We start from the raw sequence: 21,918 nt of genomic DNA on the forward strand, positions 1-21,918 counted from the left end.
GGAAGGTGAACGGATGAGTACCGTACTGCTCGACAAGCCGGTCAAGGCCCCGACCTTCCGCGAGACCAGCCTGGGCCGCCGGGTGCGCAACAACATCGCCACCGGTGTGGTGTGGGCCTGCTTCGTGATCGCCCTCATCCCGCTGGGCTGGGTGCTTTTCATGGTGGTCAGCAAGGGCTTCGAGGCGATCGTCTCGCCGACCTGGTGGACGAATTCGCAGAAGGGCGTGCTGCCGGATCAGACCGCGGGCGGCGTGTACCACGCCATCTACGGCACCATCGTGCAGTCCGCGGTGGCCGCGGTCATCGCGGTGCCGCTGGGCATCATGGCCGCCATCTTCCTCGTCGAGTACGGCCGCGGCTGGCTGGCGAAGACCACCACCTTCATGGTCGACATCCTCGCCGGTGTGCCGTCCATCGTGGCCGCGCTGTTCATCTTCGCGCTGTGGATCGCCACGCTGGGCTTCCCGCAGAGCGCGCTGGCGGTATCGCTGGCGCTGGTGCTGCTCATGCTGCCGGTGGTGGTGCGCTCCACGGAGGAGATGCTCAAGCTCGTCCCCGACGAGCTGCGCGAGGCGTCCTACGCGCTGGGCGTGCCGAAGTGGAAGACCATCGTGCGGATCGTGGTGCCGACGGCGCTGCCCGGCATGATCAGCGGCATCCTGCTGTCGCTGGCCCGCGTCATGGGCGAGACGGCCCCGGTGCTGGTGCTGGTCGGCTACAGCAAGTCGATCAACTCGAACATCTTCGACGGCAATATGGCGTCGCTGCCGCTGCTGATCTACCAGGAGCTGGCCAATCCCGAACCCGCGGGCCGACTGCGGGTGTGGGGTGCGGCGCTGACGCTGATCCTGATGATCGCCCTGCTGTACCTTGCCGCCGCGGCGGTCAACAAGTTCCTGACGCGGAACCGATAGAGCGGAACGGATAAAGACGAGATGGCCAAGCGGATCGACGTCAAAGATCTGAATATCTACTACAGCGCCTTCCACGCCGTGAAGGACGTTTCGCTCACCGTGCTGCCGCGCAGCGTGACCGCCTTCATCGGTCCGTCCGGCTGCGGCAAGTCCACAGTGCTGCGTTCGCTCAACCGCATGCACGAGGTGACCCCGGGTGCGCGCGTCGAGGGCGCGGTGCTGCTCGACGGCGAGGACATCTACGGGGCGGCCATCGACCCGGTGGGTGTGCGCCGCACCATCGGCATGGTGTTCCAGCGTCCGAACCCGTTCCCCACCATGTCGATTCGCGACAATGTGGTGGCCGGACTCAAGTTGCAGGGTGTGCGCAACAAGAAGGAGCTCGACGAGGTCGCCGAGCGCTCGCTGCGCGGTGCGAACCTCTGGACCGAGGTCAAGGACCGCCTCGACAAGCCCGGTGGCGGTCTCTCCGGTGGTCAGCAGCAGCGTCTGTGCATCGCCCGCGCCATCGCGGTCTCGCCCGACGTGCTGCTCATGGACGAGCCGTGTTCGGCCCTGGACCCCATCTCCACGCTCGCGATCGAGGATCTCATCGCGGAGCTGAAGAAGGAGTTCACCATCGTCATCGTCACCCACAACATGCAGCAGGCCGCGCGGGTGAGTGACCAGACGGCGTTCTTCAACCTGGAGGCGCAGGGCAAGCCCGGCAAGCTGGTCGAGATCGACGAGACGGAGAAGATCTTCTCCAACCCGTCGCAGAAGGCCACCGAGGACTACATCTCCGGCCGCTTCGGCTAGGACGTGCGAATCTCACGACCCCGGGTCCGATCGGACCCGGGGTCTTTCGTATCTCAGAGCTCTGCGGTGCCGAGTGTTAGCTGCGTCATATGGGCGGCCTCCCATTGTGTGCAACTGCCGGTAACAGTTAGTGTCCTAGGTAACTAAACCGATCGTTATACCTAGGAGGCGGAGGATGGCTATATCAGCGTCGATCCAGCAGTCCGAAGCACGGATCGTCTTGTCCGGGCGGGGCAGAGTGGCGGCCTTGATCGCCATCTGTCTCGCCGAACTGCTCGTGGTACTCGACAACACGCTCGTGAACGTGGCGCTGCCGTCGATGGCTGTGCAGTTGCAGGCCGATATGGCCGGGCTCCAGTGGATCGTGGACGCGTTCACCCTGGCGTTCTCCGGCCTCCTGCTCGCCATGGGGCATCTGGGCGACCGATACGGGCGCAAACGGTTCCTGGTGTGGGGTCTGGCCGGTGTGGCCGTCATGTCGGCGGCGGGTGCGCTGGCCTCGGGGCTGGGCCAGGTGATCGCGGCGCGCGCGGGCATGGGCATCTTCGCGGCCATGGTCTTCCCGGCGACCCTGGCGCTGCTCACCAATATCTTCACCACCGCGCGGGAACGCGCCGCCGCCATCGCCGTGTGGACCGCCATGGCGGGCATCGCGATCGCCATCGGCCCGACCGTCGGCGGCTGGCTGCTCGAGCACTTCAGCTGGCATTCGGTGTTCTGGATCAACGTACCGGTGGCCGTGATCGCCATCGTCGCGGTCTGGTTCACCACGCCGGAATCCCGTGCGTCGCATGTGGATCGCCTGGATCGCATCGGCATCGTGCTGTCGCTGGCGGGTGTCACGCTGCTGGTCTGGTCGATCATCGAAGCGCCCAAGCACGGCTGGCTGTCCGCGGAAAGCCTACTGGGATACGCGATCTCGGCGGCCGCGCTGGCCGCCTTCGTGGCCTGGGAGTTGCGGGTGCGGACCCCGGTGCTGAACATGCGGCTGTTCCGGATCCGCCGCTTCGCGGTGCCCGCGCTGGCGATCACGGTGTCCTACTTCTGCGCCTTCGGCTTCCTGTTCCTCATCACCCAGTACTTCCAGGGCGTCAAGGAGCTGTCCCCGCTCGAATTCGGCATCCACTCACTGCCTTTCGCGCTGGCGGTGGGTATCGGAGCCCCGGCCGCGACCCTGATCGCCCAGCGGGTCGGTGCGACCGCGGTCATCGTGACCGGTGTGCTCGTGCTGGCGGTCGCCATGTACATCGCTGGGCAGACCACGGTCGAAACCCCGTACCTGGGGCCGGTTCTGGTCTCCATGGTGCTCATGGGCATCGGCTTCGCGGTGGTGCAGGGTCCCGCCACCGAGTCCATCATGGGTTCGGTCCCGCTGGAGGAGGCCGGTGCCGGTTCGGCGGTCAACGACACCACCCGTGAGGTCGGCGGCGCGCTCGGGGTGGCACTGCTCGGCTCCATCATGAGCTCCATCTACGCCGACCGGGTGAGCGGACGCATTGCCGCGGTGCCGGAGGCCATCATGAACGCCCAGCAGAAGGAACTGGCCTCCAACACCCCGATCAGCGTGCTGGAGATCGTGAAGGCACCGCTCAACCCGCTGCTGGAGCAGCCGCGCGCGGATCTGGTGCACGCCATGAAGGTCGCGGCGCTGGAGGGCTCGCACGCGGCCTCCATGGTCGCGGTGGGCACGCTGGTGGTGTGCGCCGTCATCGTGGCCCTCGCGCTGCCCTGGAAGCCGGAACGCAACCGGTCGCTGCTGCTCGGCTGGCGCGATGCCGATACCACCGACGATGAGCCGAAGACGGACTGAAGTCCGCCGGGCGGAGGTGTTGCCGCACCGAAATCCTCAGCCCTGAAACGCATTCGGCCGCCCGGAGTACCGGGCGGCCGAATCGCGCGTCATATCGGACGGTCAGAGAGATTCCTTCTCCTGATCCGGATCGGGCGGCAACACGCCGGTCACCAGGAACACCACGCGACGGCCGATCTCCACGGCGTGATCGGCGAAGCGCTCGTAGTAGCGGCCCAGCAGCGCCACGTCGACGGCGGCGGCCACACCGTGCTCCCAGTCGCGGTCCATGATGAGCGTGAACAGATGCTTGTGCAGATCGTCCATCGCCTCGTCGTCGTCATTGAGCTTGGCGGCGCGCTCGGGATCGCGGGTCTCCAGCACGTCCTTGGCCGCCGCGCCCATCTTGACCGCGATGCGTCCCATTTCCGCGAAGTAGGAATTGACCGCCTCGGGCACCGTGTGGTTCGGGAACCGACGCCGCGTCATCTTGGCGACGTGCAGGGCGAGCACGCCCATGCGGTTCACGTCGGAGACGATCTGGATGGCGCTCACCACCTGGCGCAGGTCGCCGGCCACCGGCGCCTGGAGGGCGAGCAGCGCGAATGCCTTCTCCTCGGCCAGCGTGATCATCTCGGCGATCCGGTCGTATTCGGTGATCACCTGCTCGGCCATTTCGAGGTCGGCGTCGAGCAGCGACTTGGTCGCCCGCTCCATCGCGTCGCCCGCGAGGCCGGCCATGCCGCCGAGCAGGTCGGCGAGCTCGGCCATTTGTTCGTTGTAGATGACACGCATGAGTCAAGACACTAGTAGCCATCGCTGACCAAGTCACCAACGGTCGGTGAATCATCGGTGCCGGGTCGGCATGTCGTCCGTCACCGCTGGCGGCGTGGCCGCTACTTGCAGGTGTCGTCGGCCGCGTTCACATGCTCCAGATCGGACGGCAGTGTGATCGGCGTCTCCTCGGCGGTGGAGGCCGGCGCGTCGGGCAGCGTCTGACCGAAGGTGGTCGGCGTCTTCACGGTGCCGGTGAAATCGGAGCCGAGCACCACCTCCACGATGCTGCCGAGCCCGGTGGTGGACTCCAGGGACGCACCCGGGATCGCGCTGGCCACGGTGGCGGCCGCGGCCTCCTGGTCGCTGCCGGAGTAGCGGACCTTGGTGGTGGCGGACGAGCCCTCGGCGTAGTTGCCGGTGCTGTAGATCTGGAAGCCCTGGTTGGCGAGTTTGGTGGCGGTGGTCGAGGCGATGCCCGAGATTCCGGAGCCGTTGGACACCTGGAGCGACACCATGCTCGGATCGACCGCCGTCAGCTTCGGCTTGGTCGGCGGGGCCTGCGTGGTGCTGGTCTCCTCTGGTTCGGGCTTCTTCTCCCCGGGCAGCGGCTGGTCGTCGATGATGGCCTGGAAGATGGCCTTGATATCGGATTCGCGTGGAATCTCGTTGCCGTACGACGTGGTGCCCGCGGTGGGGATGGTGAGGAAGGTGATCGCGCCGGCGTCCACCTTCTGCAGCGACCGGCCCAGCGTGAGCAGGTCCTTGGTGTTCACGTTGTCCATGAACGAGTGCTGTGCGAAGCCGTTGATGAAGCCGTTGAGCTTGCCCAGGTCGAACAGCACCTTGCTGGACAGCGCCCCGCGCAGCAGCGAGGCCAGGAATCGCTGCTGCCGGTTGATGCGGTCGTAGTCGCTGCGCTCCTCGCCGTAGACGTGCCGGGCGCGCACGTAGTCGAGTGCGGTCGCGCCGTTGACGATCTGCTTGCCCGGTTCGGTGAGGATGGTGCCGAGGGTGTCGTCGATCAGCGGTTTGGTGGTGCACACCTCGACGCCGCCGATGGTGTCGACCATGGCCTCGAAGCCCGCGAAGTCGATGCCGACGAAGTGGTTGATCTTGAGGCCGGTCATCTTCTGGATGACCTTGGTCAGGCATTTGGGCCCGCCGAGCGCGTAGGTGGCGTTGAGTTTGTCCCCGATGGCCGAGGGGAAGCTCTCCGAACTGTACTTCGCCGCTTCGTTGTCCCAGCCCTCGCACACCGGCCGGGTGACATCCAGGTCGCGCGGGAAGGACACGGCCACAACGCGATCCCGCTTGGCCGGAATATTGACCAGCATGACGGTGTCGGCGCGCGCGCCCTCGGCATCCTCGGTGGTGCCCGCACCGAGTTCGGAGTTCACGCCCGCGCGGGTGTCGGTGCCGACGATGAGGAAGGTCTCGTCGCCGAACTGCGCATTGGCGTCGATGATGTCGGCGGAGTTCTCGTCGAGCGCCGAAACCTGGTTGAAGCCATTGTCCTTGGCCTTCAGATAGCTCCATCCGCCACCGGTGACGAGCAGTGCGATGACCGCGACGACGGCGGCGGTGCTGCGGCCGGCCAGCCGCAACCGCTTGCTGCGGCGCTGCCGATTCCCGGCCAGGCGGGACAGCGGCTTGGCGCCGACCGCCGTGGGCAGTGCGGTGGTGGGGTAGTCGGCCGGTGAGGCGACGCCCCGAATGGGCCGCGGCTCTTCCGGTTCCGGTGCCGGACCCGTCACGGGCGGCAGTTCCTCGGTGACCGGATCGGCGGCGGCGGCCCGAACCGGCCCCGCCGCAGCGGCATTCGCGGCCCCCTTGCCCTTACCCCACGGCGCGCGCCGCACCGGAGCGGAGTCCGCGGGGACTTGCCGGGCCATGGCGCCGGATTCGCTCGGGGGCGGTCGGCGGATGGCGCCGGAGTCGGCGGGGGACTGCCGGGCCGCACCGGATTCGCCTGGGGGCGGGCGACGTACGGCACCCGAGTCCGCGGGCCCCTGTCGGCCGATCGCACCGGATTCGCCCGGGGCCGGGCGGCGGATGGCGCCGGATTCGCCCGGGGCGGGCCGTCGGGTTGGTGTCGAGTCCACCGGAGCGGGCCGCCGGGTGGGTGTGGAGTCCACCGGAGCCGGACGTCGGGTCGGAGCCGAATCCATCGGGGCGGGACGGCGTATCGCTCCCGAGTCGCCCGGGGCGGGGCGGCGCACCGGGGCGGAGTCCGCGCCGCCGCCCAGGCCGTTCACCTCGGTCGGGACGGCGCGGCGCGCTCCGGTCTGATCGACCGCGCGCCGGGCGCCGTGGGCGTCGGCCCCGCGCGCTCCGTTGGCGCCGCGGGACGCAGTGGTGCCGCGAGATCCGTTGGTGGGCTCGGCGTCCCAGGCGTCGATCTCCGGTGTATCGGATTCGGCGCGGCGTCGGCGTCGGCCCTTGCGCTCGTTGTCGACCTTCTCCACGAGGTCCTGCACCGAGATGGGCGCGGATCCGTTGGTGGCGTCATCGGCGTGCCGATTCCGGCGGCCGCGCGGCTGCTCCGCCTCGTCCGCGGGGTAGCGCTCCCACGGGGCGCGACCTCCGGGCCGTGGCGTACGCCCGTACCGATCGTCACCCACCAACGAACCTCACTTTGCTCTTCGATGCAGAGGCCATGATAACGATTTCGCCACAACGGACCAGTCGAACCAGAGAACCGCGCGGTCTCAGCCGCCGCCGGAGCCCACGTCAGCCGCCGCTGTGCATGACATCCGCCGCGGTCGGGACCGCGCAGTCGTCGGGATCGTCGAGCCAGCCGTGCGGCAGCGCCACCTTGCCCGGTGAGCCCTGTCTGCCGCGCGGGCCCTCCGCGTCCTTGGGGAACGGCGCGGTGGGATCGAGCTGTCCGATGAGGTCGGAGAGTTCGGCGAGGCTGCCGACGGTGGCGAACCTGCGCCGCAGTTCGGAGCCGACCGGGAAGCCCATGAGGTACCAGGCCATGTGCTTGCGCAGGTCGCGCATGCCCTTGTCCTCGCCGTCGTGGTCGGCGAGCAGGGACGCGTGCCGGTACAGGATCTCGCCGACCTTGCCGAGATTCGGCGGGGTCGGGACGGGTTCGCCGCGCAGCGCGGCCTCGAGTTCGGCGAACAGCCAGGGCCGTCCGAGGCAGCCGCGGCCGACGACGACACCGTCGCAGCCCGTTTTCGCCATCATGGTCACCGCGTCGTCGGCGCTGAAGATGTCGCCGTTGCCGAGTACCGGAATGGTGGTGACGGCCTCCTTGAGCCGCGCGATGGCGGTCCAGTCGGCCTCCCCGGAGTACCGCTGCGCCGCGGTGCGCGCGTGCAACGCGACCGCCGCCGCGCCTTCGGCCTCGGCGATGCGTCCGGTGTCGAGATAGGTGATGTGGTCGTCGTCGATGCCGATGCGGAATTTCACCGTGATCGGCACTCCGGCCGGTGCGGCCGCCGCCACCATCTCCCGCACGATGGCCCGGAACAGCTCCCGCTTGTAGGGCAGCGCCGCGCCGCCGCCGAGGCGGGTCACCTTGGGTACCGGGCAGCCGAGATTGAGGTCGATGTGGTCGGCCCAGCCCTCGCCGACGACGATGCGCACGGCCTCGCCGAGGGTTTTCGGGTCGACGCCGTACAGCTGCATGGACCGCGGGCTCTCGTCGGGCCCGAACGACATCATGTGCAGTGTCTTCTCATTGCGCTCCACCACCGCGCGGGCGGTGATCATCTCGCACACGTAGATGGAGGTGGCGCTGCCGAATTCGCGGCACAGGGTGCGGAAGGCGACGTTGGTGATTCCGGCCATCGGGGCGAGCACGACCGGCGGATCGACCGGGTAGGGGCCGATCCGCAGACTGCTCGCAGCGGTTTCCAGGGACGTCGTCACGAGATCGATTGTCGCATCAGTCGGGTAGTGGTCTCGGCCACACACCCGCCGACCGGCTCGGCCGTGATCGTTTCGCCGCCGCTCGGCGACCGGCGGCGGGGCGTTCGCTCGGCCGTCACCGTGGGGCCGAGGCGGGTACCAGGCAGTCGTCCCCGCGGGCGCGACGGATGCGGCCCGGTCGCACGGCGTGTGCGACCGGGCCGACGAGTCGAGGCACGGATCAGCTGATCCCGGCTCCCGCGAGCGCCTTCTCGCGCTTGGCGGCCTCGCGGGCCAGCATGCGGTCGCGCTGCTCCTCGAACTTCTCCACGTCCTTGGACAGCTTCTCCAGGAACAGGCCCAGCCGTTCGCGGGTCTGCTCACCGCGCGCGGTGAAGTCGGTGCGCTCGAAGATCTTCCACTTCTTGAGCACCGGGTTGACCACCTCTTCGAGGTGCTGGCGCAGGTCGTAGATGCCGTGCTTGGCCATGAGCACGCCGTTGCGGCGGAAGTTGGGCATGCCCGCGCCCGGCATCTGGAAGTTCTCCAGGATCAGGGTGATGGCGTCGAGCGCCTGATCGGGCGACAGGTCCAGCGCCGCGCCGCACATGTTCCGGTAGAAGATCATGTGCAGGTTCTCGTCGGCCGCGATGCGCTGCAGCATGCGGTCGGCGATCGGGTCGTCGCACACCTTGCCGGTGTTGCGGTGGGAGACGCGGGTGGCCAGCTCCTGGAAGGTCACGTACGCGACCGAATGCAGGAATCCGGCGTCCTCCTCGGTGGGGGAGGCGAAGCCGTTGGTCATGTGGACCATGCGCGCTTCCTCGAGCGCCACCGGGTCCACGCCGCGGGTGACGACCAGGTAGTCGCGCATGACGATGCCGTGCCGGTTCTCCTCGGCGGTCCAGCGACCGACCCAGGTGCCCCAGGCGCCGTCCTGGGAGAAGTTCTCGGCGATTTCGCGGTGATAGGAGGGCAGGTTGTCCTCGGTGAGGAGGTTGGTGATCATCGCCGCCTTGGCGACCTCGTTCAGCTTCGACTGTGACGGGTCCCAGTCCTCGCCGCCCATGGCGGCGAAGTTGCGGCCCTCGTCCCACGGCACGTAGTCGTGCGGATGCCAGTCCTTGGCCAGGGAGAGGTGGCGGTTGACGTTCTCCTCGGCAACCGGCTCCAACTCCATCAGCAACTCGAGTTGAGTCAGATCCCTTGCCATGTATACGCCCTTCGTGTCGTGCGAACTTCCAGTGGTTCCCTCGCAGGCCATGCCGCCGCGGTCCCATACCTTACGGCACCGTAGGTGTGATGCGAAACGCATACGACCAGCATTGCGGCGGCGGTGATCGATGTCATATGGATGACGGCCCACGACGTGTTCTCCATCGCCGTGGGCCGTATTTCGTTAGCTTCCGGCGATTTTCACTTCTTACCGCCGAGCAGGCCGCCCAAAACATTGCCGAGCACATTGCCCGCGTTCTTGCCGAGTGCGTCGCCCAGCGCGCCGCCGAGTCCACCCGCACCGCTGCCCGAGCCGCCGCCGGTGGCCCCGCCGAGCAGACTGCCGAGGATGTCGCCGAGCCCGCCGCCGCCGGCCTGGGTGGCCGCACCGCCACCCGCACCGCCGAGCACCTTCTTCCCAAGGTACGCGAGGACGATGGGGGCGAGCATGGGCATCAGCTTGGCCATCAGATCCTGGCCGCCCGCGCCGCCGACATCGCCGAGCGCGCTCATGACGGTGTTCTTCTCGGTTCCGAAGGTCTGGTCGACGATCTTGTCGCCGCCCGCCACATCGACCTGGTCGATATCGACGCCGCCGTCGAGCAGGTTGCTCGGCTGGTTGGCGATCTCCCCTTCGATCGCCGACGCGGCCTCGGGGTTGCTGGCCTTTGCCTGCAAGCCGCCCAGTAGCACGGGGATGGCGGCCTGGATGGCGGTGTTCGCGGTTGCCTCGTCCACGCCGAGCTTCCCGGCGATCTGGGAGACGGGGACTTGGGAGAGCAGGTCATCGAAGGAAGTCATGAGTTCCGCCTGTTTTTGGGGTTCCCGGGAAAAGGCCTATCGGGCTCACCCTAGGGGAAAACGGGGGATGTTGCCATGAATTCGCGGGTGTGGCGGCGGACCGGAAGGTCGGTTCCACGCCCGCCGCCACGCGAGTGCCCCCACCAGGGCTCGAACCTGGGACCTGCGGATTAAAAGTCCGTAGCTCTACCAACTGAGCTATAGGGGCGCGGGAGGCCAGTTTAATGTGCCCGCCCCGGAAGTGTTAACCGAGTATCCGGTTGGTGGTTAGCACTGGATGTTTGTGCAGGTCATGGCAGTTGAGCGGGTGGTGTTGCGGCGTGTGGGGAGTGGTGGTTCTCGTGGGGCGGGGCGGCGGCGTGGGGGCATTGGGTGTCGTGCTCGGGTGGTCCCAGGGGGGCTGAGCGGTCTGTTTGCGCGGTTGGGGGTGTGGCTGGCGTGGGGCAGGCCGGGGAGAGGGGATTCCGGATGGGTGCTCCAGGGTGGATGGGGGAGCGATCGGGGATACCCTCGGCGGTGAACCGGTGTGGATGCGGGTGTTCCGCCGTATCCGGATCGATCTCCGCTCCGGATGATCACCGGGGGTGGGCGGTATGGGGGTCGGGGCGGGTTCGGCCGGGGCGGGCGGTGGTTGGGCAGGGGGCCGCCGGAAGGGCTGGCAATCGTATTGACACCCAGATTGTTTCAGGTGGCCGTCCTCCGAATATCATCCAATCGTGATGTGTGGCAATGTAATTGGTGGGGGGTGTGGTTACCGGGCGGGGGCGGCGCCGGGCGGGCGGTGTCGTGGTGGCGGCGCGGCTCGCGCGCGGGCGGTCGCGGCGGAGTCGGCGGGCGCGTCGAACCTCCGTGGGATAAGGGTGAATTCGTCCTTTCGGACCAATCGCCCAACCGGTTGCTGCAGAATTGCGGAACGAGATAGGGGACGTTCTGGCTAACTGACTTTCCGGTACACACCACGCGGAGTGCGCTTTCCGGGTACGGTGACCGACTGGTGAATTCCCGAAGAACCGGGATTGCCCCGGCGGCACGGGATTCGGCTTATCGTTGATGTGCCCGAACGTGTCGCGACCGGTCTGGCCGATCGCGGCTCCAGAAGAGAGGCAGCGGGAGGCGACCAGACGACGTGAACGCCCGGGTGCGCACCCCCTGCGGCCGCACCCGGGCGGGAAAAACTATACCAGTTGGTGTGTTTCAAGTTTTTCGCGCTTTTTCGTACCACAAGTTTGGTAATTCGGGCGCAAGCCCGTTCTGAAGTATTTGAAAGACACGTAACTTTGCGCCGGATGGCTGTTCTCACCGTGGAGAATGGCGCAACGGCGGTTAGCTAGCTTCGGAGGCGTTTCGAGCATGGCACGGCAGCAAGAGCGGGCCCGCCGGACACGTGCGGCGATCATCAGGTCCGCCGCCGTTGAGTTCGGGAAGAGCGGCTATGCCGCTGCATCGCTCAACCGCATATTGGAAGGTTCTCGCGCCACCAAGGGCGCCATGTACTTCCACTTCGACTCCAAGGAGGATCTCGCTCGCGCGGTCTTGGAAGCGGCCGTGGACCGCTACCGCGCGTCCACCGAAAGATGGCTCACCCGAGGCGATCTCGGTCCGCTCGACATCCTGCACGGGATGGTCGACGAGATCGCGCTGCGCCTGGAGAATGACATCATCATCCAGGCGGAGTTCCGGCTCATCATCGAACCGGAGTTCTACCGCGACATCCAGGCCGGTGGCGGGCGCATTCTCGGCCGCGCCATCAGGCTGCTCGCGGTGCGGGCGATCGAGCACAAGCAGCTGCGGCCGGACGCCGATCCGGACCGCTTCACCCGCACCCTGGCCGCCGCCCTGGCCGGTCAGCGCTACATCGCGGATGTGCTCGGCGGCCCCGGGGATCTGCGTTCCCGGTTCCGTGAGGCGCTCGAGGTGATCATCGAGGCGACGGCCACCCCGGAGTGGTCCGAGGAGTTCCGCCGTGTGGGCTGGCGGGTGAACGCCCGGTTGGAGGATCTCAATTTGGCACTCTGACCAGCAGATTTGGGAATAAGCGGCGAGCTGTCATAAGCTATCTCCGCTCCCAACGGAAGCCGTTGAGCAAACGGTCCGGAGACATCCGGCGGGCCCCCTTCGTCTAGCGGCCTAGGACGCCGCCCTTTCAAGGCGGTAGCGCGGGTTCGAATCCCGTAGGGGGTACCAGTGGTGGAAACACCGCTGGAGGAGCAAGCAAGGCCCTGTGGCGCAGTTGGTTAGCGCGCCGCCCTGTCACGGCGGAGGTCGCGGGTTCGAGTCCCGTCAGGGTCGCAAGACTACAGCTTGGCATTCGGTACGGGTGCCTCCGGCCAGGTAGCTCAGTTGGTACGAGCGTCCGCCTGAAAAGCGGAAGGTCGCCGGTTCGATCCCGGCCTTGGCCACGGTTCGAATGGGTGTTGCACACAGTGTGTGCAACACCCATTGTTCGTTTCCGGGCGGGATATCCAGGCCGTAGCTGTCACGGCGAGTTTTTCACTTCGAAATTTCGAATTGACGCCCTACTGTCGCGCTGCCGTGTGTTTCACATCCGCCGTCGTGATCGCGGTGGGATGCTGGAGGTATGGCTGACAACTCGGATGATCAGTGGTACTACTGCCTGAAACATCACCGGGCGGAACAGGGCAAGCAGCACTGGGTGGGCGAACGGATGGGCCCCTACCCCGACAAAGCCACGGCGGAGCGGGCTTTGGAGATCGCCAGGGCGCGGAACAAAGCGGCCGACGAAGCCGAGGATTGAGCCCATTTCCCACGGCTGCCGGTGCGCTCACTCGTCGCTCAGGTGAATCAAGTACCGTTTCGGGAGCAGAAACGACGAATGCCCGCCCGTGCCGCGCGCGCGTACGGGCCGGAATCGAGCGGGAGGGCGAGCCTTGAAGGTAACCGTGGTGGTGCCGACCTACAACGAGCGGGAGAACCTGCCGGTGGCGGTGGAGCGGCTGACCGCGCTACCCGTGCCCGACCTGCACGTGCTGGTCGTGGACGACAACTCTCCCGACGGCACCGGCGAGGTCGCCGACAAGCTCGCCGCGGAACTGCCCAGTGTCGTGGGCGTGCTGCATCGCACGGAGAAGGACGGCCTGGGCCGTGCCTACATCGCGGGCATCACCCGGGCGCTCGACGAGGGTGCGGACGTGGTGATCCAGATGGACGCCGACCTCTCGCACCCGGCCGAGGTGATCCCGGCCATGCTGGAGAAGCTGGAGACCACCGACGCGGGCGTGGTGCTCGGATCCCGTTACGTGCCCGGCGGTTCCACCGCCGAGGAGTGGAAGTGGTACCGCAAGGCGCTGTCGGCCTGGGCCAACTTCTACGTGAACCTGATCCTGCGCCTGGGCGTGAAGGACGCGACCGCGGGGTTCAAGGCGTGGAAGGCGGATACGCTGCGCGCCATCGACGTGTCGTCGATCAAGTCGAACGGCTACTCGTTCCAGGTGGAGATGAACTACCGGACGGTCAAGAAGGGCATCCGGATCGCCGAGGTGCCGATCCGTTTCGAGGAGCGCACCAAGGGCGCGTCCAAGATGAGCCTCAAGGTGCAGCTGGAATCCGCCGCCATGCCGTGGAAGCTGCTGTTCGGCCGCCAGCTCTGAAATATCGAGTTCAGTCGCCCGTCGGCCACTCCAGCAGGGTGTCCACGAACAGCTGACGCACCCGCTCGATATCGGCGTCCATGGCGGCCGGGTCCCAACCGCTCACGTCGATGGGCGGCAGCACCGCCACGTCCACCACGCCCTTGCGGACCACCGCCGAATCGCGCCAGGCGATCTCGCCCGCGTTCCGGATGACCACGGGAATGATCGGCACCCCGGCCTGGATGGCGATGTGGAACGCGCCCTTCTTGAAGGCCCCCACCCGCGGTGTACGGGAGCGCGTGCCCTCGGGTGCGATGACGATGGACAGCCCGCCCCGTAGCGTCTGCACCACCGGAGCCAGCGCGGCCTTGGCCGCCGCCGTATCGGCGCGGTCGATGAAGGTCACCTCGACGAAGCGCATGAGCGGTCCGAAGATCGGGTTGCGCGTGATCTCCTTCTTGGCGATGCCGGTGATACCGCCGCCGAGCACCTCGGCCACCACCACCATGTCGAACTGGCTCTGATGATTGAAGATGAACACGGCGGGCCGCGGCGCGCGAGCGTACTCCCGCCCCGTCACCCGCACCCGCACCCCGGTGCCGCGCAGGGTGGACTCGGCGGCGTAATTCAGCAGTGAATCCGCCATCTCCCGGCGCTGTTTGGTGTGCGCCTTGGCCGCCACCCCGAACAGCGCGCCCCCGAGCAGCGCCGCGAATCCGGCGACGGTGCGGGCGTAGTCGGTGGGACGGGGGGTGGTGCGCGGCCGGAAATGCAGGATGGGCCACTCCTTCTCGGTGGCCTCCAGCACCGTGCGCGGATCGGGGTTGACCGCCACCGGCCGCCCCGCCACCTCGAGCAGCGGCAGATCGGCGGCGCTGTCGGCGTACACCCAGCTGCGCGTCAGGTCGATGCCCTCGGCGAGGGCGAAGCGCCGCACCGCGTCGGCCTTGCCGTTGCGCCACAGCGGCTTGCCCTCCACGTGGCCGGTGAGGACACCGTCCTGGGCGGCCATGGCGGTGCACAGCACGGTGGGGATGCCGAGCTCGTCGGCGGCGGGCCGCACCTGGAAGCGGGTGAGCGCACTCACCAGCACCAGGGTGTGCCCGGCGGTCTCGTGTTCGCGGATCAGCCGCCAGGCTTCCGGGTACAGGTGTCCGTAGACGGTGCGCTGGAACAGCGTCGCGCCCAGCTCCTCGAGCCGATGCTCCGGCAGTCCGGCCCAGGCGTGCATGGTGTGTTGTAGGAACCGCTCGTATTCGCCCTCGCTGCGGGCGCCGCGAATGCTGCCGAGCAGCCCGGCCGCGACGGGGTCGCGGTCGGGGCGCAGCAGCCGCCGGGTGAGCGAGGGTGGGTCGAATCCGTGCACGACCGTCCCGCCGAAGTCGAAGACGGCGGCGATCTCCGGACCCTGCGGGCCGGAGCGGATGGCCGCCACCGCCTCGTCGAGTGTGATGGCCCGCGCGGACTGTTCGGTTATGCCCGCACCGGGCCGTCGTCGCCGCAGATACGCGGGTCCGCCGGTGCGGGCGGGGTCGGTCTTCCGCGTGGCCCGGGAGCGCGTCGGTGCCGCACCGCCGGGAATCCTGCGGGCGCTCATAGCGTTTCCAGCCGATTCGACGGGTCCAGGGTGGCGGCGCGGGTGATGCGTCCGCCGATGGCGCGCAGCTCCCCGGCGAATCTGGTTCTGCGCGCGGCCAGTTCGGCCGGGTCGGCCGGGTCGGGGGTGAGCAGCCCGTGGTTGTCGGCGAGTTTGAGCGCGCTGCCGAACAGTTCGGAGGACACCGATTCCGGGCTCTGCAGACGCTGCTGCAACAGCATCTGCCGGCCCACGTTCAGGCATTCGTCGATGATGGCCTTGCGGTCGACGGCGGTGGCGGGGTCGTGGGCGGCCAGCCGCTCGGCGACCACGAGTTGCGCGTCGAAGAAGGACCGCAGCACCCGGTGCGCCATCATGAAGCCGGATCCGGCGAGCTGGGCCAGGATCTCGGTGCCGACGGTCCCGGCGGCGGTGCGGCGGTGCCACTGCGGGTCCACGTGCAGCATCTCCGCGGTGAGCTCGGAGGTGAACTCGGCCCGCTCGGGGAAGAAGAACTCGAATTTGAGCAGATCACGCAGCCGATAGGCGGCTTCCCAGCCGACCCGCAGCTGATCGCCCTCGGGCGCTTCCACAGCGGTGAGGACTGCCAGTTCGAGGATGGCGCGGTTGACGAACCAGTGCACGGCGCTGTTGCGGTAGAACGCCGCTTCCAGATGCGCGCCCGCGCCGATGGAGTACACCGGCTCCAGCCCGCCCCGGTACACGGTCACCACCTTGGCGATGGCGAGCTGTTCGAGTACCACCGCGAGGCCGTGATCGTCGCGGAGGGTGTCGAGTTCGCCGCGCGGGAGGTCGCGGTATTCGATGTAGCCGAGTACGGGCGCGATGGCGGCGCGCAGTTCGTCCCGGGTGAGCGCGCGTTCGTGCACGCCGAGCAGGACGAGCGTGGTGAGCGCGTTGACGGTGATCGGGGTGACGGCATTGATACCCACCGCGACATCGAAGGCGAGCCGCTGCACCGCCCGCCGCTCCTGTTCCTCCACCACGCTTTCCGATTCCGGGACCACACCGTTGCCGCCCGCTGCCGAAGCAGACATCGCCGGAGCGAGTTCGGACACCGCCACAGCCGGATTCGACGTAGCCGGAGTGGAGTTCGACGTCTCCGGCTCCGGGTCTGCCTTCGCCGCAGCCGGATTCGACACCGTCGGTCCCGGGTCGGCGGGTTCGACGAGCGGATCACCGTGCGCGGTCAGCCGTTCGCGCGCCGAGAGCGGTTCCCCGAAGCGCACATACACGCGCCCCGCCGAATGCTGCTGATTGCGAACGTACCGCGCCAGCCAGGCCAGCCCCTCGGGTTGCTTCTTGCCGCCGGTCTGCTCGTCGGCGATGGCCCCGATCTCGTTGAGCCGCTCGTAGGTGATGGACACCGGCACCAGCATCACATCGTCCACGCGGCCCGAGCGCAGCGCCGCCGCGAGATAGTTGAGCAGTCCGTATCGCGGCGGCCGCAGCTTTCCGGTGCGGGTGCGCCCGCCCTCGAAGTACCACTCCAGGTTGAACCGCTTGGCGAGCAGGTAGGCGAAGTACTCCTCGACGACGGCCTTGTACACCTCGTCGTCGCCGAAGCTGCGGCGGATGAATACGGTGCCGGTGCGCCGCGCGATCGGACCCATGGGCCAGAAGCCGAGATTGGCACCGCCGATGACGTGATTGGGCGGGAAGTCGTTGCGGGCCAGCACATCCCCGAGTACGAAGGCGTCCACGTAGGAGCGGTGCGAGGGCAGGAAGACCAGCGGGTAGCGCCGGTTGAGGCTGCGCAGCCGTTCGAAGCCGACGGGGTCGTCGTCGACCTTCCAGGTGGAGGCGTGCACGGGCCGCATGGCCTGGGTGAACAGATCGGAGACCAGGCGGCTCTGCGCGGCGACGAGTTCGCGCAGCGCCTTCTCCGCGCGGCGGTGCATCTCACGCGGGGAGGTGCCGGTGTGCGCGGCGATATCGTCGAGGCGGCGCAGGAATTCGGGGGAGTCGAGGATCTCCTCGGCCACCAGGCGAGGCACCTTGTAGCGGTCGCCGATGACGGCGCGTTCCGCGCGTTCCAGGGCGACGATGCCCGCGCGCACGATGGCGCGGGCGAACGCCTCGGCCGCACCGGCGGCTCCGGGATTGTTGGCGCGCAGCTCACTCAGGCGCGCGGGCTGTCCGGTGAGCACGAGGTGCCGGTCGGGCGCCTTGCCGATGAGTCGCCGCTGCATGAGGCGGTTGGGTTTGCGCGGATTGCTGAGGGTGATCAGATCGGTGAAGGTGGTGCGCCGCACGCCGTCTCGTTCCGGCGGCAGCCACAGCACCCGTACCGGCACCACGAGCGGGTCGTCGTGGCGGTCGACCAGGCGGGTGGCGATGGCGGTGGGGTCGAGGTCGATCTGGGTGACGGGCGCTTCGGTGCCGAATTCCTGGTTGATGCCGCCCTCGGCGAGCCAACTGCCGACGAGTTCACGTTCGACGTGGGTGGTGGAGTCGACCAGCGCTACCACCGAGCGCGGGGCGGTGGTGGCCGTGGGTATCCGGCTGTCGTGGTCGATCATCTGTGATCCCTCCGCGCGTGCTGATGTTCTCCATTCAAGCGGATCCGGGTGTCCGTGGTCGGCCGGTCGCGGGAAACACTGCCGACAGCGTGGCGATTCGCGGGTGGGGTGCGGGAGTGGCTGGCGCAACACTTCCACGCGAAACAGGTAATGCTAACCTTACTTCCCTGAGTTAGGTCAGCATTACCTTGGAGGACGGGTGTCGGCGACGGACGAACGAGTACGACTGGACTTTGCGCACAGTCCGGCGCCAGCCGCCCCGGAGGGCGGCATCGACCCCATCGCGGCGGTCACCGGCCTGGCAGCCGCCGACCGATTCGGTGAATACGTCGTCTATGAGAAGCCCGGCGAATGGGTGTTCGCCGCCGACCCGCTCGGCGGCATCGAACTGGACGCCGACGAGTTGCGGGTCAGTTGGGCGGGTGACACCACCGCGACGCCGTGGACCGGCAGCCCGGCCCGGGTCGTCGACCGCGCGCTGGCGAGCCTGCCGCTGGCCGGGCGCAATGCCTACGGCTGGATCGGCTTCGAATTCTGCGCCTGGGCGCTGGGCTCGACCGAGTACGTCCACCCCCGCGCCACTCTCGCGCACCTGATGATCCCGCGTATCGAGGTGCGGCTCAACGCCGCCGGCATCCAGGTGTCGGGTGCGACCACCGACGAGGCCGCCGACATCCTGGCGCTCATCGGGGCCGCGCAGGGCACCGCGCTGCCGACCGGACATCCGGTCGACGTGACCGGCGATCCGACCGGGTACCGGGAGCGGGTGGCCAAGGCCGTCGCGGAGATCAACGCGGACCGCTACCAGAAGGTCATCCTGTCGCGGAAGGTGGAGCTGCCCTTCGCCGTCGACATTCCGTCCACCTACCGGCTGGGCCGGGCCAACAACACCCCGGCGCGATCCTTCCTGCTGCGCCTGGGTGCGCTGGAGGCCGCCGGGTTCAGCCCGGAGTTGGTCGCCGCGGTGGACGGTGATCGGGTGGTCACCACCGAACCACTCGCCGGGACACGCGCTTTCGGCCGCGGTGCGGAGGCCGACACCGCCGCGCGCGCCGATCTGCTCAGCGATCCCAAGGAGATCGTCGAGCACGCGCTGTCGGTGCAGACCTCCTTCGCCGAGATCGCGACCGTGGCCGAACCCGACACCACCGTCGTCGCCGACTACATGGCGGTGCGCGAGCGCGGCAGCGTGCAGCATCTGGCCTCCACCGTGCGCGGCACCCTGGCCGCCGACCGCAGCCCGTGGGACGCGCTGGAGGTGCTGTTCCCGTCGGTGACCGCCTCCGGTATCCCGAAGGCGGGCGGCGTGGACGCGGTCTTCCGCCTGGACCACGACGAGCGCGGCCTGTATTCGGGTGCCGTGGTGACGGTTTCGCCCGACGGCGCGCTGGAGGCCACCCTGGTGCTGCGCGCGGTCTACCAGACCGGCGAGGGCGCGTGGCTGCGCGCCGGTGCGGGTGTGGTGGGCCAGTCGCGGCCGGAGCGCGAATTCGAGGAGACCTGCGAGAAATTGGGCAGCGTCGCGCCGTATGTGGTGCGCGCGCAACAGCACTGAGCCCAGCTGTTCGAAACCTCCGCGCGGAGACCGCGCCGCGTCTTCCCCTCGCCAGCGGTCGTGTCGCGGTTGGAATGCGTGTGGCCCCCCTGCCGGAGCAAGGGGGCCACACGCGTTTCGGGTGGGCACCGCGGTATTTCGCGCGCCGGTAACCAATCGCTCCGAATACGACGAGTTCGGGGCGGGGCGAACGACCGGGAGAGCAGGCGGGGCCCGCCGCACCCGCTGTCTGTCATGGAGTGCTGGGCGGCCTTCGACGTCGGCTGCCTCTCGTGGGTGCGGGGCAGCCTTTCCACACCGGCGGCCCGCCCGTGCGGCAGGTGGGGCCGCTCCGCACGGCGGCCCAGCGGGGCCGGGTGGCTGCCGCGTCGATGGCCCGCACCCGGCTCAGCCCGCCGCGCGCAGCGCCTTCTTGTCGATCTTGCCGACGGCGGTGATGGGCAGGGTGTCGGCCTGGCGCAGCACATCGGGCAGCTTGTAGGTGGCCAGGCCGCGGTCGGTGAGGAAGCGCTTGATCTCGGCGAGGCTGGGCAGCTCGCCCTCGACCACCAGGACGGCGCAGACCTTTTCGCCGAGGGCGGCGTCGGGCAGGCCGACGGCGGCGGCGTGCCGCACGGAGGGATGCGCGAGCAGGTGCTCCTCGAGTTCGTCGCAGGACACGTTCTCCCCGCCGCGGTTGATCACGTCCTTGATGCGCCCGGAGACGATGAGATGCCCGCTGGGCAGGCGGCGCACCAGATCGCCGCTGCGGTAGAAGCCGTCCGGGGTGAAGGAGCGCGCATTGTGTTCCGGCGCACGGTAATAGCCGCGCAGGGTGTAGGGCCCGCGGGTGAGCAGCTCGCCCTCCTCGCCCTCGGGCACGTCATTGCCCTCCCCGTCCACGATGCGCAGTTCGTCGTGCGGGGACAGCGGGCGGCCCTGGGTGGTGCAGACGATCTCGTCGGAGTCGTCCAGGCGGGTGTAGTTGAGCAGGCCCTCCGCCATGCCGAACACCTGCTGGAGTCGCGCGCCGAGGGCGGGGGCGACCTCGCGCGCATTGACCTCCGCCAGACGCGCGCCGCCGACCTGGAGCAGGCGCAGCGAGGAGAGGTCGGCCTCCTCCCAGTCGGTGGCCGCGCACCACAGCTGCGCCAGCGGCGGCACCACGGCGGTCACGGTGACCCGATGCCGTTCGATGGCGGCGAAGGCGCTCTCCGGGCTGGGGTCGGTGACGAAGGCGAGCGCGCCGCCGGTGGCCACGGTGCCCAGGATGCCGGGGCAGGCCAGTGGGAAGTTGTGCGCGGCGGGCAGCGTCGCGAGATAGACGTCCTCGGGCCCGAGTTCGCATACCGCGGCGCTGGCCGTGGCGTTGTAGGCGTAGTCGTCGTGGGTGCGTGCGATGAGCTTGGGCAGCCCGGTGGTGCCGCCGGAGACCAGCATCAGCGCGATATCGGCGGCGTCGATCTCGGGCAGCGAATCGCCTTCGCCGGAAATGGAATTCAGATCGGTGAAGGTACCCGGATCGCCGAGCACCAGCACGTGGCGCAGGGTCGGAACGGCGGCGGCGACCTCGGTGGCGAGCACGCGGTAGTCGAAATCGCCCAGCCGGTCGGCGATCAGGTAGGCGACCGCGCCCGAGAGTCGGGTGAGGTGCTCGATCTCGGCGCGGCGGTGCGCGGGCAGGGTGAGCACCGGAATGATCCCGGCGCGCAGCAGGCCGAAGAGGATGCGCGGGAAGTCGGGGACGTTGGGCAGCTGCACCACCACGCGGTCGCCGGGGCGCAGGCCGAGCTTCAGGAAGCCGTGGGCGGTGCGGTCGGCGGCGGCGTCGAGTTCGGCGTAGGTCAGGGTGGCGTCGTCGGACAGCAGGGCCGGACGGTCGGGCCGGGTGCGGGCCGTTTCGCGCAGCAGGCGGTCGAGCGGGCGGCCGGTCCAGTAGCCCGCGCGACGGTATTCGTCGGCGAGGTCGGCGGGGAAGGGAACGAAGCCGTCGCGGTGGTCCTGGGCGGCTGGGGCTGGGATTGTCACGTCGTGCCTCTTACTCACACTATGGGGTGTCTTGGTCACGCTACCGAATGGCGCTACATAGGTTAGGCAACCCTATCTCAATGGGTTAGGCTGCTCGTGAAGGAGTCCGGGCGAATCCCGGCGGCACGGCACGAGGAGTGACAGCGGCATGGAGTCAGCGCAGAGCGGCAGCGACGCGACCGGCGCGGCGATCGGCAAGGACGAGATCCGCACCGCCATAGCCACCCACCTCGGCCTCGACCCCGCCGATATCGCCGACGGCGACGACCTCATCCAACTCGGCCTCGACTCCATCCGCACCATGAAGCTCGCGGGCGGCTGGCGCAAACGCGGCATCGCCGTGAACTTCGCCCAACTCGCCGCCGAACCGACCGTCGCCGACTGGCACCGCCTGCTCGGCGGCGACCCGGCCGCGCCGGAACCGGACCGTGGTGCGGGCGCACATCGCGCCCCCACCGAAATCGCCGGTGCGGCAGCCGATGGTGCCGCA

The 21,918-nt window shown here is 68.6% G+C and carries 15 protein-coding genes, 4 tRNA genes and 1 pseudogene; 11 read left to right on the top strand and 9 right to left on the bottom strand.

Features of this window, described 5'->3' with window-relative positions:
* Window positions 1–13: 13 nt before the first annotated feature.
* From pstA to ON31_RS03955, 3 genes are all read left to right on the top strand, one after another.
* Complete coding sequence (pstA, locus tag ON31_RS03945) at window positions 14–916, top strand: phosphate ABC transporter permease PstA (protein ID WP_029930885.1); 903 nt, start codon at window positions 14–16, stop codon at window positions 914–916.
* A gap of 21 nt (window positions 917–937) precedes the next feature.
* Window positions 938–1,714: a phosphate ABC transporter ATP-binding protein PstB gene (gene pstB, locus ON31_RS03950; protein ID WP_029930886.1), complete on the top strand. Its 777-nt coding sequence runs from the start codon at window positions 938–940 to the stop codon at window positions 1,712–1,714.
* A 175-nt stretch (window positions 1,715–1,889) separates the two neighbouring features.
* Complete coding sequence (locus ON31_RS03955; RefSeq protein ID WP_039809344.1) at window positions 1,890–3,524, top strand: MFS transporter; 1,635 nt, start codon at window positions 1,890–1,892, stop codon at window positions 3,522–3,524.
* 102 nt (window positions 3,525–3,626) lie between these two features.
* On the opposite strand, the gene phoU is transcribed toward ON31_RS03955, so the two are convergent.
* From phoU to ON31_RS03985, 6 genes are all read right to left on the bottom strand, one after another.
* Window positions 3,627–4,298, bottom strand: coding sequence for a phosphate signaling complex protein PhoU (gene phoU, locus ON31_RS03960; protein WP_029930888.1), 672 nt, complete (start codon window positions 4,296–4,298; stop codon window positions 3,627–3,629).
* Window positions 4,299–4,399: 101 nt separating this feature from the next.
* Window positions 4,400–6,901 carry an LCP family protein gene (locus ON31_RS03965; RefSeq protein WP_051036810.1) on the bottom strand — a complete coding sequence of 834 codons (2,502 nt, stop codon included), beginning with the start codon at window positions 6,899–6,901 and terminating at the stop codon, window positions 4,400–4,402.
* Window positions 6,902–7,010: 109 nt separating this feature from the next.
* Entirely contained in the window at window positions 7,011–8,162 is a 1,152-nt protein-coding gene (gene dusB / locus ON31_RS03970; RefSeq protein ID WP_039809346.1) for a tRNA dihydrouridine synthase DusB, read from the bottom strand.
* 220 nt (window positions 8,163–8,382) lie between these two features.
* Complete coding sequence (locus ON31_RS03975; RefSeq protein WP_039809347.1) at window positions 8,383–9,354, bottom strand: acyl-ACP desaturase; 972 nt, start codon at window positions 9,352–9,354, stop codon at window positions 8,383–8,385.
* A gap of 203 nt (window positions 9,355–9,557) precedes the next feature.
* Window positions 9,558–10,157, bottom strand: a complete 600-nt coding sequence (locus ON31_RS03980; protein ID WP_029930892.1) for a DUF937 domain-containing protein — start codon at window positions 10,155–10,157, stop codon at window positions 9,558–9,560.
* 135 nt (window positions 10,158–10,292) lie between these two features.
* Window positions 10,293–10,365: transfer RNA gene (locus ON31_RS03985), tRNA-Lys, on the bottom strand.
* Window positions 10,366–11,507: 1,142 nt separating this feature from the next.
* Here ON31_RS03985 and ON31_RS03990 point away from each other — a divergent pair.
* The 6 genes from ON31_RS03990 (at window position 11,508) to ON31_RS04010 (ending at window position 13,765) form a co-directional block, all read left to right on the top strand.
* Complete coding sequence (locus ON31_RS03990) at window positions 11,508–12,173, top strand: TetR family transcriptional regulator (RefSeq protein WP_039809349.1); 666 nt, start codon at window positions 11,508–11,510, stop codon at window positions 12,171–12,173.
* A 92-nt stretch (window positions 12,174–12,265) separates the two neighbouring features.
* A tRNA-Glu gene (locus ON31_RS03995) sits at window positions 12,266–12,341 on the top strand.
* 31 nt (window positions 12,342–12,372) lie between these two features.
* Window positions 12,373–12,446 (top strand) — tRNA-Asp (locus tag ON31_RS04000).
* 36 nt (window positions 12,447–12,482) lie between these two features.
* A tRNA-Phe gene (locus ON31_RS04005) sits at window positions 12,483–12,556 on the top strand.
* A gap of 179 nt (window positions 12,557–12,735) precedes the next feature.
* Window positions 12,736–12,912, top strand: coding sequence for a hypothetical protein (locus ON31_RS37230; protein WP_162836493.1), 177 nt, complete (start codon window positions 12,736–12,738; stop codon window positions 12,910–12,912).
* Between the two features lie 151 nt (window positions 12,913–13,063).
* Window positions 13,064–13,765 carry a polyprenol monophosphomannose synthase gene (locus ON31_RS04010; RefSeq protein WP_029930894.1) on the top strand — a complete coding sequence of 234 codons (702 nt, stop codon included), beginning with the start codon at window positions 13,064–13,066 and terminating at the stop codon, window positions 13,763–13,765.
* 10 nt (window positions 13,766–13,775) lie between these two features.
* On the opposite strand, the gene ON31_RS04015 is transcribed toward ON31_RS04010, so the two are convergent.
* Complete coding sequence (locus ON31_RS04015; protein WP_081592198.1) at window positions 13,776–15,344, bottom strand: HAD-IB family hydrolase; 1,569 nt, start codon at window positions 15,342–15,344, stop codon at window positions 13,776–13,778.
* Window positions 15,341–17,866 carry a glycerol-3-phosphate 1-O-acyltransferase gene (locus ON31_RS34420; RefSeq protein WP_051036811.1) on the bottom strand — a complete coding sequence of 842 codons (2,526 nt, stop codon included), beginning with the start codon at window positions 17,864–17,866 and terminating at the stop codon, window positions 15,341–15,343. The genes ON31_RS04015 and ON31_RS34420 overlap by 4 nt, the downstream gene beginning before the upstream one ends.
* A 199-nt stretch (window positions 17,867–18,065) precedes the next feature.
* Here ON31_RS34420 and ON31_RS04025 point away from each other — a divergent pair, with 199 nt between their 5' ends.
* Window positions 18,066–19,421, top strand: coding sequence for a salicylate synthase (locus ON31_RS04025; protein ID WP_039809351.1), 1,356 nt, complete (start codon window positions 18,066–18,068; stop codon window positions 19,419–19,421).
* Between the two features lie 387 nt (window positions 19,422–19,808).
* On the opposite strand, the gene ON31_RS04030 is transcribed toward ON31_RS04025, so the two are convergent.
* Entirely contained in the window at window positions 19,809–21,428 is a 1,620-nt protein-coding gene (locus ON31_RS04030) for a (2,3-dihydroxybenzoyl)adenylate synthase (RefSeq protein ID WP_051036813.1), read from the bottom strand.
* Window positions 21,429–21,576: 148 nt separating this feature from the next.
* Here ON31_RS04030 and ON31_RS38675 point away from each other — a divergent pair.
* Window positions 21,577–21,801, top strand: a pseudogene (locus ON31_RS38675) (phosphopantetheine-binding protein); the annotation flags it as partial.
* Window positions 21,802–21,918 lie beyond the last annotated feature (117 nt).

The organism is Nocardia otitidiscaviarum NBRC 14405 (genome assembly GCF_000308635.1).
Lineage (GTDB): Bacteria > Actinomycetota > Actinomycetes > Mycobacteriales > Mycobacteriaceae > Nocardia > Nocardia otitidiscaviarum.